The organism is Shewanella sp. GXUN23E (genome assembly GCF_050865035.1).
GTDB lineage: Bacteria > Pseudomonadota > Gammaproteobacteria > Enterobacterales > Shewanellaceae > Shewanella.
On record NZ_JBOZWP010000016.1, the window covers coordinates 1 to 13757 of the forward strand.

Here is a 13757-nt window from a genome sequence, read left to right on the forward strand (position 1 = left end):
GATTACCATTGCCTGCCGCTGGGATAGGCAGGAAGCCTGAATGCCGTGAAAGACATGGATGTTCGAAAACGGCCTTTTGCGCAGCTACCCAAATGCCTCGCCGTCAATCCTTCCCTGGAGGCTCGACGAAAACCAAATTCGTCCTTGAACAAATGCCAGCAATACATCCATGCATTGCGCTCATAATCACGCTCATCATCGATGAGCATTCACCTTATTTTCAACGGTCATTTTTGCAGCTACGCCTATCAAATTAGTGCAACCTGCATATCCAACGTTCGACCTTAATAGCAATGAAATAACAAACAGACAGGCCATCTAGAAATGACCGCACACAAAAAACCGGACTTGGGAAAGTCCGGTTTTTACCTTTACCTCAAAAGAGAATTACAAATGCTCTTCGGCGTATTCGGCCAGGCGTGAGCGGACGACGCCGTTGAGGTAAATGTTGGCACTGCCTTCAAAGTTCTTGAAGCATTCCACAATATAGGTCAAGCCTGAGGTGACCGCTGTCAGATAGTTGGAGTCAATCTGCGACAGGTTACCGCAACAGATGAGCTTGGTGCCTTCGCCCATGCGGGTGATCATGGTTTTAATTTGCGAGGCGGTGAGGTTCTGACACTCATCCAGCAACACGATGGAGTTCTGGATTGAGCGCCCGCGCATAAAGTTGATGGATTTGAACTGGATGTTGGCCTTTTCCATGATGTAGTTCATGCTGCCGGTGGGATTGACATCATGCTTGTGCAGTACTTCCAGAGTATCTGTGACCGCCGCCAGCCAGGGCATCATTTTCTCTTCTTCTGTGCCCGGCAAGAAGCCGATGGATTCGGCAATCTCCGGCGTGCTGCGAGTCACTATGACCTTTTCATACTGATTGCGCTCGACCACCAGTTCCAGCGCTGCTGCCATCGCCAGCAGGGTTTTACCACAACCGGCTGGGCCAGTGAGGATCACCAGATCGATATCGGGATCCATCAGCGCCTGCAGCGCCATGCCCTGATAGATATTCTTGGGTTTGACCCCCCAGGCCTGCTGATTCAGCACCCGGCTGCGCCCAAGATCCAGGATGTGCATATGGGTATCATTTTTATCGACCACCCGGCCACAGAAGTCCGATTCATCATCAATAAGATACTGATTAATATAGAGCTGAGTATCATCCAACTCTTTTACCGGCACTTCATGGATGGTATTGCGCCCCTGTCTGGCGGTCGATACCCGATTCAGGTGTTCCCAGAAATTACCCTCATATTGGTGAAAACCTTTGGCCAGGAAACGGATATCGTCAATCAGCTGATCGGTGCGATAGTCCTCAACCCGCTCCATCCCGGCACCTTTGGCCTTAAGGCGCATGTTGATGTCTTTGGTGACCAGCACCACTGGCCGGGGGCTGTACTGTTTCTGCAGATGCAGTGCGGTGTTGATGATGCGGTTGTCATTGTTGTCACCGGGCAATGCGCCTATGGTGAATTCGATCTGATGGTCGGGGAAGATAGCCAGGCTACCTGATGCGGCGGTTTGTCCTTCCCGGGCGGGAAGCGGCACGCCACTGACGATTTGTTCGGGGGTGGACAGACTGCCGATGGCGTCTTCCAGGGCGCGAATCGCGACTCTGGCGTCACGACTGACATCGCGTTTGCGGTCTTTTATCTGGTCAAGTTCCTCCAGAACTGTCATCGGGACGACTACATCGTGTTCTTTGAACGAGTATATGGCTAAGGGTTCATGCAAAAGTACATTGGTATCCAGTACAAATAACTTTCTGCCGTCTTGCTCCATGGCGCCTCCAATCCAGCTTATGCCAGCGTTGTTTTTATGGTTTACAGCACTTTTGGTTTACTCCTCCCTATCCTGTTTTCTCAATCCGGACAAATGTTTAATTAATGTTAATAGTGGCACCAAAGGAGCCAAAGCTCAACTCACTTTTCGATTGATATCGTCAGTTTAATGTCATCAGGATGACAGCAGCATGACACCCTGCATAAAGGTTAATTTGTATTCGACAGCCCACCGTCTTAGTCTGATTTCTCGGGCGTCTTATTGCGCAGCAAAGGTTGTATTCCATGCCCAGTTCAGGCCACAGTTGCCAGCACTGGTATCAGGCCAGTGGTGTAAAGGCATGCACTAAGGTCATCGCCAGCACTGAGCTTTATCCTGAGTCTGCGCTTGCGGATAACCTGCCTGTCCGCACAAAAGCCTGCGGAAAAATCTGCGCGAATGAACTTTTTTACCCACCGGTTGCCGCAGCCAAAAGCCGATGGCAGCAGCGTCCTTACCGCTTGGCTGAGATTTGCAGCCCGTCAACACCGGGTTACCGACTTGTGTCCTCAGCAGGCTTGGGTATACCATACGCGCCCTTTGTGAAATGTGCCGGAGAAAAGAGTTAGTTATGCCGTTCGCCTTAGGTCAACGCTGGATCAGCGATACAGAATCAGAACTGGGATTGGGGACCGTGGTACAGGTAGAAGGCCGCATGGTCACTGTGCTGTTTCCGGCCACGGGCGAGAACCGCATGTTCTCCCGCTCCGACGCCCCCCTCACCCGCGTGATTTACAATCCCGGGGATGACGTGGAAAGCCATGAAGGCTGGACACTGAAGATCGACTCCGTTGAGGAAAAGGACGGCCTGGTTTACTACTTCGGCACCCGCAGTGATAACGGTGAACACATCGAACTGCGTGAAACTCTGCTGAATCACAACATCCGTTTTAATAAGCCACAGGACCGTCTGTTTGCCGGCCAGATCGATCGTCTGGACCGCTTTACCATGCGCTACAAGAGCCAGCTGCTGCGCCATCAACTGGCCAGCTCAGATGTGCTCGGCCTGCAGGGTCCGCGTGTAGGTCTTATTCCTCATCAACTGTGGATTGCCCATGAAGTGGGTCGCCGGTTTGCGCCCCGGGTATTGCTGGCCGATGAAGTGGGTCTGGGCAAGACCATCGAAGCCGGTTTGATTATCCATCAACAGCTGATGACAGGTCGCGCAGAGCGCGTACTGATTATCGTGCCCGACACCCTGCGCCATCAGTGGCTGGTGGAAATGCTGCGCCGCTTTAACCTGCGCTTCGCCGTATTTGACGAAGACCGCTGCATTGAAGCCTTTGCCGAGCACGACAATCCTTTCTATACCGAGCAGCTGGTGATTTGCTCGCTGGATCTGCTGCGCAAAAAGCGCCGTCTGGAGCAGGCATTGGATGCCGACTGGGATCTGATGGTGGTGGATGAAGCCCATCACCTTGAATGGTCTGAAGATGAGCCAAGCAAAGCCTATCAAATTGTGGAAGCCATGGCTGAAGTGGTTCCCGGCGTACTGCTGCTGACCGCAACCCCGGATCAACTGGGCCATCAGAGTCACTTCGCCCGTCTGCGTCTGCTGGATCCGGACCGTTTCTACGATTACGACGCCTTTATCAAAGAGGAAGACAGCTATAAAGAAGTGGCTGAAGCCGCCGAAGCGCTGGCTGGCGAGCACAAGCTGTCTGATGCAGCCATCAACAGCCTGACTGAACTGTTGGGTGAAAAAGATATCGCCCCGGCCATTCGTATGATCCAGGCCGATGAGGTGGATGCAGAGCTGAAACAGGCTGCCCGCAGTGAACTGCTGCAGGAGCTGCTGGACCGTCACGGTACCGGCCGGGTGCTGTTCCGTAACAGCCGCGCCTCAGTCAAAGGCTTCCCCAAGCGCATATTCAACGCTTACCCCCACGCCATGCCACAGGAATATGTGACAGCTGCGCGGGTAAACGCCATGATGGGCGGCTATAAGAGCCTGCAGTCAAAAATCAGCATGGCGCTGGCGCCGGAGAAGATGTATCAGGCTTTCGATGAGAACAACGCCGGTTGGTGGAAGTTCGATCCACGTGTGGATTGGCTGATTGATTTTCTCAAGAACAACCGCTCCAAGAAGGTACTGATCATCGCCAGTCAGGCAGAGACGGCACTGGCACTGGAAGAAGCACTGCGTACCCGCGAAGGTATTCAGGCCACCGTATTCCACGAAGGCATGTCGATTATCGAGCGCGACAAAGCCGGCGCTTACTTTGCGCAGGAAGAGAGCGGCGCCCAGGCATTGATCTGCTCTGAAATCGGTTCAGAAGGCCGTAACTTCCAGTTTGCCAGCCATCTGGTACTGTTTGACCTGCCACTGAATCCGGACTTGCTGGAGCAGCGCATCGGTCGTCTGGACCGTATCGGCCAGAAAAATGACGTGCAGATCCACCTGCCCTACCTGACCGGCACAGCACAGGAGCGTTTGCTGACCTGGTACCATCAGGGATTGAATGCCTTCGAGCTGACCTGTCCAAGCGGTCATGTACTGTTTAACGAGTTCCAGGAAGACCTGGTCAATGTACTGATTGAAGATGATCAGGATGCCATGACCAACCTGCTGAACCACACCCAGGCACGCTACAAAGAGCTGAAACATGCCATGGAGCAGGGTCGTGACAAACTGCTGGAGATCAACTCTCACGGTGGTCACAGAGCTCAGGCACTGGTTGAACGTCTGGCAGAGCGGGACAACGATACCGGCCTTATCGGTGCTGTGATCCGCCTGTGGGACATTATCGGCGTGGATCAGGAAGACAGTGGCGAAAACACCATTATCCTGCGCCCCAGCGAACATATGATGTTCCCGACCTATCCGGGTCTGCCGGAAGATGGTCTGACAGTAACCTTCGATCGTGACACTGCGCTGTCCCGTGACGATATTGCGCTGATCACTCAGGAGCATCCGCTGGTGCAGACCGCGCTGGATTTGATCACCGGCTCTGAAACCGGCAGCACCAGCGTGGCCGTACTGAAGAATAAGGCACTGCCAGCAGGCACCCTGTTTGTCGAGCTGATTTATCTGGCTGAAGCCTCAGCGCCCAAAGCCAGCCAGGTACACAGATACCTGCCACCTACACCTATCCGGGTGCTGCTGGACAAGAGTGGCAACAATCTGTCGGCCAACGTCAACTATGACAATTTCGATCGCCAGCTCAGTGCGGTGAACCGTCATATTGGCAGCAAACTGGTGAACGCCTCGCAAACGTTGATGCACCCGCTGCTGGCCAAGGCTGATGAAGTCGCCAAAGTCGAACTGGATAAACTGCTGGACGACGCCCGTGACAGCATGACCAGCCAGCTGACCGCTGAGCTCGAACGCCTGGAAGCCCTCAAAGCGGTGAACCCCAATATCCGTGAAGAGGAACTGGATTATCTGCGTGAGCAGATGGTTGAGCTCAAGCGCTATCTGGACGATTGCGCCCTGCAGCTGGATGCCATCCGACTGGTGCTGGTCAGCCATGCCTGAGGCCGGTAACCATCCGTCCTGATCCTGAAAAGCCTTGTGAACTTCACACAAGGCTTTTTTTATTTTGAAAGGCCGCCACACCAAGCACTCAACCAAGTACTCACTTCGCCACGGCGCTGCACGCACGAAAGCAGAGCAAAGAAAGATAGCGGTTTGTCTTCATGCCCTTGGTGGCTCCATATCTTGCCGTTAACCAGCGATACTTTTCCTAAATGAACAGCATTACGCGATGCAGGGCTTTTTGTTGATATACTGAGCAAGTATCAGAAACCAAAGGAATGTCTATCTTGACTCGCTCAGCCCTGACGCTGATGTTGCTGGCATTAATGCCACCGGCATTGAGTGCCGAGACCTTCAGCTATCAGCCACAAATTGCCCAGGCCGGATATGATTATCTGCCCGATGATGAGCTGCGCAGCATTCAGGTGGGAGCGCAATCGTCACCTGTGTTGGTTCGCTCCTGGGAAGGCAGGCACCAATACGGCGCCGTGATTCTGCTGGCAAGCCCGGGGCAGGTGCCTGATACTCCGGGGCTCATTGCCCATCTGCGACGGGCTCTGAACTCAGCAGGCTGGGCCAGCATCAATCTGTCGTCCCCACTGCCGCTGCCGCGGGCCAATTTTTCCACCACAGCAGAGTCAGTGGCCAACCCCGGAGAGGGACAACTCAAATTGACGTCAGGCCAATCCACACCGGACTATTCAATGACGCAGATGAGTGAATTTATCAGCCAGAGACAGGCGTCGGTCAGCGAAGCGCTGGGGCAACTGGATGTGCTGGGCAGTGAGTTTCCGGGCAAGCGACTGATGATTGTCAGCAATCAGACGGCCGCCATGGTTATCGAACTGCTTAATCAGGAAAAAATCCCCACACCGGATCTGCTGGTGGTGTTCAATCCCTATCTGCCCCAGCCACAACTGAATGCGGCCCTGATCAGCGGTCTGGAAAAGCTGTCGATCCCTGTGCTGGATATTCAGTCTCCCGATGGCCATCCGGCGTCCAGAGAAACCCTGACTAAGCGTCAGCATCTGAGCCGATCCAAAGGCCCGGCTAAGTACCGTCAATTGCAGCTGGCACTGGATCTGGATATCCCCAGCGCCTGGCAGGATGCCACTGTGGCCATCAAAGGTTTTGCTTACACCAGCCTGATCCGTTGATCACCAGCCATTTTGTCTGGGGTGCCAGGGCTTATCGGGCTCGCGGGTCTGACGCAATGCCGCTATCCGGCTGTTTTTGCCCAGCAGCAGGCGGATTTGATACCAGGACTCCCGCGCCAGCAACGTCCTGACTGAGGCACTCCAGCTGCGGTGAATACTGGCTTTGATGGCAGCCGCCGCGTCCGGTGAGGTATGCATCAGCCGGGTAGCCATCTGTATCGCATCGGCCATGGGATCGGCACTCACCCGGGTGATAAGCCCAAGCGTCTGTGCATCTTCTGCCTGAATAATATCAGCCGTCAACGTCAGCTCCAGCGCCTTGTCTCTGGGCAACAGGCTGCGCAGCGCGACCAGTCCGGCCATGTCCGGCACCAGCCCCCATTTGGCTTCCATGATAGAGAAATCCGCATCCTGTGAGGCATAACGCATATCTGCGCCCAGAGCTATCTGCATACCACCGCCATAACAGTGCCCGTGAATCACCGCGATTACAGGTACCGGCAGTCTTTGCCACCCCAATGACACCTGCTGCGCCAGATTGGCATTACCGGGTAACCATTTGAACAGCAGTTTAACGGCCTGCAGTGGCTGCTTCATCACGCTGCGCACATCCAGACCCGAACTGAAATGGCCCCCGGCACCGGACAGGATCACGGCATGGATATTGGCATCCCGGCGGATCATCTTCTGTACCCGGCGTATTTCGCAAAACATCTGGTAATTGAGCGCATTGAGTTTGTCTGGCCGGTCAAGCGTCACCCTGGCTATTCCATCAACCACATTAAAAGTCACATACTTCAATGACATACACTTATTCCTTTGCCGCTGAATGAGCCACATTAGACCGAGTTGAATACACAATGCAAAGATTTTGTTAAACTTGCGCGTTCAGGTTGCATTGCCCGGACAAACCGGGCTGCACGTCAGGTGCCGTCGTTTGCACTGATTTTGGCACCAACGCCAGACGAAACTCCGTCAAATACCAAAATCAGTGTTAGGCTTAAGAATAAAAGACACGGCGGGATTAAGGGAGCTATGACAACTCAGGTATTGATTTGCGACGATTCTGCGATGGCCAGAAAGCAAATGGCCCGCAGTCTTCCCCCCGAGTGGGACGTCGAGCTGAGCTTCGCTGCCGATGGCCGGGAAGGGCTGGAAGCCATCAGGGAAGGCCGGGGAGAAATTGTCTTTCTGGATCTGAATATGCCGGAAATGGACGGCTATCAGGTACTGACTCAGGTTCAACAGCAGGATCTGCCCGCCGTCATCATAGTGGTGTCCGGTGATATTCAGGCCAAAGCCCATGAGCGGGTAAAATCACTTGGTGCCATCGATTTTATTCAGAAACCGGTAAAACCCGAAGCCATCCGCGCAATCCTGCTCAATTACGGCATACTCGAACCTGCCACAACAGAGCAGGAGCCTGCCGCTCCCCCACCTTTGACAGATACCAGCATGATCAAAGTCGATCTGCGTGATGCCTGTCAGGAGGTCGCCAATATCGCCATGGGACAGGCCGCCGATCTGCTGGCCAAGTTGCTGGACGTTTTTGTCAAACTGCCGATCCCCAACGTCAACGTGCTGGAAACCAGTGAGCTGACCATGGCACTCAAAGCGGTGGAGAGTGATAGTAAAGCCTCTGCGCTGTGCCAGGGATTTATTGCCGCCGGTGTTGCCGGAGAGGCATTGCTGATGTTCTATGATGGCAGCTTTGAAGATATGGCCAGACTGATGCGCATCGATGATCCGCTGGATCCCGACACGGAAATCGAAGTGCTGATGGACACAGGCAACGTGCTGATTGGCGCATTTTTGCGGGGCGTATTTGAGCAGCTGCACATGAATTTCAGCCAGTCTCACCCTGTGGTGCTTGGTCGTCACTGCGATCTGTCAGAGCTTATCAAAGACAAAATCCATAAATGGCAGCGCACCCTGGCCATCGAGATCAATTATCAGATTGAGAGTTACAACATCCGCTGCGATTTGCTGCTGCTGTTTACCGAAGACTCGATTCCCACCATGAACTACAAACTCAGCTATCTGCTGGACTGACAGCGCCGGGGAGCACTATGCCACACGAAGTCAATCATATGAATGAACTCCACCGGCTGATCGAAATGGTGCAAACGATCGAAGTCGGCCTGGTGGTGCTGGACAGGGACTATAAAGTTCAACTGTGGAATGGCTTTATGGAAAACCACAGTGGCATATCCCCCCACGATTTGCGGGACAGGGATCTGTTTGCCTGCTTTCCTGAACTTTCTGCAGACTGGCTGAAAAAGAAAATGAAAGTGGTCTTCACCCTGAAAAACCGGGCCTTCATCAGCTGGGAACAAAGACCTTACATTTTCCGTTTCAAAAACTACCGCCCCATTACCGGCCAAGCGGAGTTTATGTATCAGAATGTCACCTTATTCCCGCTGTCGGCGCTGACCGGCGAAGTCACCCATCTGTGTATGATCATCTATGACGTCACCGATGTGGCCATCAACAAGCTGCAATTGAAAGAAGCCAATGCCGAGCTTGCCGAACTGAGCCAGACCGATGGCCTGACCAAGCTGTACAACCGCCGCCACTGGCAGGATCTGCTCAATCGTGAATTTGAGCGCTTTGCGCGCTATCAGGAACAGGCCAGTCTGGTGATGCTGGATATCGATTTCTTTAAATCCATCAATGATAAATATGGCCATCTGGTGGGTGACAGAGCCATTCAGCACCTGGCCGCCATGATCAATGACTCACTGCGGGAAACTGATATTGCCGGCCGTTATGGGGGCGAAGAATTTGGTATTGTGCTGCCCAAAACCGATGCCGACAGCGCCGCTCAGTTTGCCGAACGTTTGCGTCAGAAAGTCGAGCAATCCCCCATGCAACTGGATAAGAAAACCATAGGCTTTACTATCAGTGCCGGGATTTGCATGCTGGATGAAGATATCAATCAGAATTCAGATTGGGTTCGCCGCGCCGATGCCGCCCTGTATCAGGCCAAAGAGTCGGGACGCAACAATGTGCAGGTTTACAGTCGGGGTAAAGACGACGCATAACATAAACCCGCCATTTGGCGGGTTTATGTATATGTTATTAAGAGCTGAGATCAGTGCAGGATCTCTTCTTCCTCGTCATCGTCGTCTGACATCTCGTCACCGATGAAGTAAGTGCCCCAACCGTCGTAATCAACTTTCAGCTTGGCTGCCAGCGTCATCAACTGCTCACAGGCTTTGTCCAGCAGTTCAACTTCCAGCCTGTGGTTGGCGATGGCGTCGAAGCAGAACAGAGTGCTGCCGTCTTCCAGCTCAATCTCTTCCGCATCGTTCACCTCAAAGCCCAGCTTGAATGCATCCACTGCGGCTTTTTCCAGGCGGTCAAAGTTGGTGCAGGAAAAGTGATGCTCAATCACATACTCGGCATCCGGATCAGAACCATCGTCCAGCAATGCCTGTACGATATCGCGATTTTCTTCCAGCTGCTCTTTCAGCATACGTTCAATAGACATGCTCGTCTCCATCAAAATCAGTCGGCGCAGTATAGCATAAAGCGGCTATCAAGCCGCTGAGGTTTTGCCCATCATCGCTGCGGCTTCAGCATTCAACTGGAGCAGTTTATCTTCCATCAATTTATGCATTTTTCCGGACAGTTCCTTGACCGATTCCTTGCCCAGCCCCTTGGTTTCAACCGGGTCCATCACTTCGATAATGACGACCCCGTTGTTCCAGCGATTAAGATGGATATCGCTTTGATTGGAAGCCAGCACTGGCACCACGGGGACACCGGCCGCAATGGCAGTGTGGAAGGCGCCGGCTTTGAAAGGCAACAGACCGCGGCCACGGCTGCGGGTACCCTCAGGGAAAATCCACACAGACAGGCAGCTGTCTTTGATCTTCTGTGCAGTCTTCGCCATGGTATCAAAGGCTTTACTGCGATTCTTACGGTCGATCAGGATGTTACCGGACAACCAGTAAATCTGGCCAAACAGCGGCATCCACAAAATACTTTTCTTTCCCAGACTGACGGTACCTTTGGGCACCGCGGCCGTGTGGGTGAACATGTCATAATTGTTTTGGTGATTGGCCAGATACACGCAGGGTGTCGGGGACTCATGGCTGGGGCGGCGTACGATGACCTTGATACCCAGAATTGGCGCCGCGGCTGAAAACAACCTGGCGAACATATGTACATTGTCTCTGTGTCGTGGCCTCAGCAAGCAATATAACCCGCCGAAAAGGAAGGCAAACACAAGCATAACCGCCAACAGCAGACATCTGACGATTAACAGCACGACAGTCTCCTGCAAAAAAATTGGCGACAGTATAGCCAGCAACGCCCTGCCGCTCAATCTTTTGATAACAGCTGTACGCTTAAAATCTGTTCACTTCAAAAATGGCTTTAATACCATTGAATTAGCGGGTGATTCTGGCATGCAGCAGACGAAATGTCAGTGCCGTCAACGCCAGGGTGACCACTATGGTGGCACCGGCCGGTAAGTCATAAAGCGCAGACAGCCAAAGCCCCAGCAGATATCCCAAAGCCCCTGCCAGATAAGCAACTGGCCATTGTCGGGGCCCCCGCAACCGGTTAACCGCCAACGCAGGCAGGATCAGCGAACTGAACACCAGATACACGCCCACCAGCTCTACCGACAGGGTTATCATTAGCGCAAACAGCAGATAAAAACTGCGGCCATGCAGCAATGCCGGACGCCACAGCACCGCAGCCAATACCGCAACAGATGCCAGCGCTGGCAATGCCAGCGCTGGCCAATCCACCCACAGGATTTGTCCGGACAACACCTGTTTGAGCAGCTCACCACCGTGGGGATCGTGGGACAACAGCAGCATCGCCAAGACCGCCGCCAACACATAGAAACAACCAATCATGGCTTCCAGCTCATCGGCCATGTGCTTTTCCAGCCAGGCGATAATTCCAGCCGCCGCCAGCGCAAATGCCAATGGCATCCACAGATGAACAAACGGCCATTCGCCAAGTTCATGGTGCATTTGTACCAGTACTGTGCCCAACGCGGCGACCTGGGCGATAGCCAGATCGATGAAAATAATTCCCCGCCTGAGCACCTGTCTGCCCAGTACCACATGGGTAGACAGCACCAGTAAGCCGGCCACAAAGGCCGGCAACAGCACCTGCATCAGATCTGCAGTCACTGTATGACTCCTGTCAGTTGCTGGATAACACTGCCATAAAGACCGAATAGATCCTGGCTTTGCTCATCACCGCCCACAGACATAGGCAACACCACCACGGGTAAACCTGTGCGCTGCGCCAGCCAATCGGCCCCCCGCCGGTCCTGATAACCGGCCACCGTAATGGCGCTGATGTCGCCCGCTTTAGCCCGGGTCAGCAAAGATGCCAAATGTGCACTGGAGGGCGGTAATCCCGGCTTGGGCTCAAGATCGGCCACCTGCTCTATCCCCAGCCAGTCAAACAGATAGCGGAAACTGCTGTGATAACCAATCACTTTTTTGCCGCGCAGCGCTGCTGCCTGCTGTTGCCATTGGGGAACAGCCTTCTGCCAGCGCGCTACAAATTGCTGCAGATTGGCCTGATACGCGGCGGCATTGGCTGGGGCCAGTTGCGCCATACGCTCTGCCAGCGCAGTCGCGACCATCAGTACCCTGGCTGGCGAGAAATGCAGATGAGGATTCCCCAGTTGATGCACATCCCCCATGCTGCGATCCGCCTGCTGCAGCTTATCGAGGGTATCGGTTTGCTCAGCGGCAAAAAACAGCCCAGCCCCGCCACTGTTGACTTTGGGGTTGGCAGATTTCATCTGCAGCATGGGCAACCAGCCGATTTCAAGCTCAGCACCGGCACACACAGCCAAATCCGCGCGCCGCATTTTGGCAATAAGGCTCGGACGAGCCTGCACCAGATGAGGATCCTGAAATGCGGTGGTTGCGCTGAACACTTCGGCGTCCGGTGCCAGCTCAGTCACCAATGAGGCGTATTCCGGCTCACAGGCAAATACCGTCAGTTGGGCAGACGCCATCGACGCACTGCTCACTCCTATCAGCAATAACAGGGCATTAAGCCAATCAGAATTGATGCGCACCGTGAGCCCCCAGAGTCATAATGTATTGAAGAGTGAAAATATTGTCGTCATTCAGAGCATCAAAATTGGTGCCCTGCTGACGGGTATACTGCAACCGCACCGTAGAGAAGTGGCTCTGATGCCAGGCCAGCATCAGCTCTGTCTCTTTTAGTTTCTGGGCATCAAAGTGTTCATCATGCAGCAATTGAGTGTCGACCTGGCCGTATCTCAGGCCGACCGACCAGTTGGGAGAAAATTGATAAACACCGCTCAGATACCAGCCCTGCATAACATCTTTGCCCTCATCAGTATGCCCGGCATCTGTGTCATGGCTCTCCAGCGGTCTGAAGTCACTGAGGCGGAAATACTCACCGCTCAGCGTCAAATGACGGTATTTATAATTTCCCTGAGGTGCCCATTTATAAACAAAATCTGCCCCGTACAGATTTTCACCTGTATAGGCAACATCATGGCTGTGACCATGTTCATCGGCAGCCACTTCCGCCGCCGGATGCTCTTCATGAAAGCCTGCCCGGCCATTTTGATTGCGCAGATAATTCAGCCCCAGTTGCCAGGAGCCCGACTCACCGATATCGCCCCCCAGTTTGGTATAAGCCGTATAAACCCCAACAGTGCGATAGTCCCGCTCACCACTGTCATCCTCGAAGCGCAGCGCTTCGCCACTGAAGGCTTCCGAGCCAATCAGCCAGTAGAGCTCCGTCGGCGCCAGATAGTTCAGCCGCAGCCCGGTGTCGAAGTAGTGACCGCCCAAAAACGCGCGGTAAACAGCCGGCCGCTCGACAAAAGCATCAGCATGGGGATGTTGATTGTTGAGATAGCCGATGTCCGACAGGAAGCGCCCGGCCCGTATCCCCAGACCTGCAGGCATGGCCAGAGTCTGAATGAAAGCCTCCTCCAGTTCGACCTGAGTCTCCCCTTCCTGCATCTCCAGCACTGTGGTGATTTTGCCGTAAAACAAATCATCGATGTTCGCACTGATGGCCAGCTCAGTTTCATTCAGACCAAAACCTTCGGCATTACCGAGCACTCGATCGGCAGATTGGTAATAACCATTGAGCACCGCACTGATCGCCGGATTGTTCAGCCCGGGAATCTGCGCAAATACCGGACTACAGACGAGTGCCACAGTCACTGCTGTCATACAGCCAACAACGGGTAAAGATTGGAATTTCATATTTTCTCCATAGCATCCCACGTCCCGCAGACCATCGCCTGCAGGATAATTCATCATTGATTT

General features: G+C 53.7%; 11 protein-coding genes. 4 read left to right on the plus strand and 7 right to left on the minus strand.

The window, feature by feature from the left end:
* Nucleotides 1-387: 387 nt before the first annotated feature.
* A complete protein-coding gene (locus tag ACRRUX_RS13770) occupies nucleotides 388-1782 on the minus strand; it encodes a PhoH family protein (RefSeq protein ID WP_432531281.1) in 1395 nt (464 codons plus the stop codon).
* Between the two features lie 610 nt (nucleotides 1783-2392).
* Between ACRRUX_RS13770 and rapA the strand changes: the two genes are divergently transcribed.
* Nucleotides 2393-5299: an RNA polymerase-associated protein RapA gene (gene rapA, locus ACRRUX_RS13775; protein WP_432531283.1), complete on the plus strand. Its 2907-nt coding sequence runs from the start codon at nucleotides 2393-2395 to the stop codon at nucleotides 5297-5299.
* Between the two features lie 278 nt (nucleotides 5300-5577).
* Nucleotides 5578-6456 carry a DUF3530 family protein gene (locus ACRRUX_RS13780; RefSeq protein WP_432531285.1) on the plus strand — a complete coding sequence of 293 codons (879 nt, stop codon included), beginning with the start codon at nucleotides 5578-5580 and terminating at the stop codon, nucleotides 6454-6456.
* Here ACRRUX_RS13780 and ACRRUX_RS13785 read toward each other — a convergent pair whose 3' ends face one another.
* A complete protein-coding gene (locus ACRRUX_RS13785; RefSeq protein ID WP_432531287.1) occupies nucleotides 6457-7263 on the minus strand; it encodes a crotonase/enoyl-CoA hydratase family protein in 807 nt (268 codons plus the stop codon).
* Between the two features lie 228 nt (nucleotides 7264-7491).
* Between ACRRUX_RS13785 and ACRRUX_RS13790 the strand changes: the two genes are divergently transcribed.
* Both ACRRUX_RS13790 and ACRRUX_RS13795 read left to right on the plus strand, forming a co-directional pair.
* Entirely contained in the window at nucleotides 7492-8508 is a 1017-nt protein-coding gene (locus ACRRUX_RS13790; RefSeq protein WP_432531289.1) for a response regulator, read from the plus strand.
* Between the two features lie 17 nt (nucleotides 8509-8525).
* Nucleotides 8526-9500 (plus strand): sensor domain-containing diguanylate cyclase, encoded by a 975-nt coding sequence (locus ACRRUX_RS13795; RefSeq protein ID WP_432531291.1) that lies wholly within the window; start codon nucleotides 8526-8528, stop codon nucleotides 9498-9500.
* 50 nt (nucleotides 9501-9550) lie between these two features.
* On the opposite strand, the gene rraB is transcribed toward ACRRUX_RS13795, so the two are convergent.
* The 5 genes from rraB to ACRRUX_RS13820 all read right to left on the minus strand — a co-directional run bounded on the left by rraB (nucleotide 9551) and on the right by ACRRUX_RS13820 (nucleotide 13661).
* Nucleotides 9551-9949: a ribonuclease E inhibitor RraB gene (gene rraB, locus ACRRUX_RS13800; protein ID WP_432531293.1), complete on the minus strand. Its 399-nt coding sequence runs from the start codon at nucleotides 9947-9949 to the stop codon at nucleotides 9551-9553.
* A 48-nt stretch (nucleotides 9950-9997) separates the two neighbouring features.
* Nucleotides 9998-10732 carry a 1-acylglycerol-3-phosphate O-acyltransferase gene (locus tag ACRRUX_RS13805; protein ID WP_432531295.1) on the minus strand — a complete coding sequence of 245 codons (735 nt, stop codon included), beginning with the start codon at nucleotides 10730-10732 and terminating at the stop codon, nucleotides 9998-10000.
* Nucleotides 10733-10853: 121 nt separating this feature from the next.
* A complete protein-coding gene (locus ACRRUX_RS13810) occupies nucleotides 10854-11597 on the minus strand; it encodes a metal ABC transporter permease (protein ID WP_432531471.1) in 744 nt (247 codons plus the stop codon).
* A gap of 11 nt (nucleotides 11598-11608) precedes the next feature.
* Nucleotides 11609-12520 (minus strand): metal ABC transporter solute-binding protein, Zn/Mn family, encoded by a 912-nt coding sequence (locus ACRRUX_RS13815; protein WP_432531297.1) that lies wholly within the window; start codon nucleotides 12518-12520, stop codon nucleotides 11609-11611.
* A complete protein-coding gene (locus ACRRUX_RS13820) occupies nucleotides 12504-13661 on the minus strand; it encodes a hypothetical protein (RefSeq protein WP_432531473.1) in 1158 nt (385 codons plus the stop codon). Before ACRRUX_RS13820 ends, ACRRUX_RS13815 begins: the two co-directional genes overlap by 17 nt.
* Nucleotides 13662-13757 lie beyond the last annotated feature (96 nt).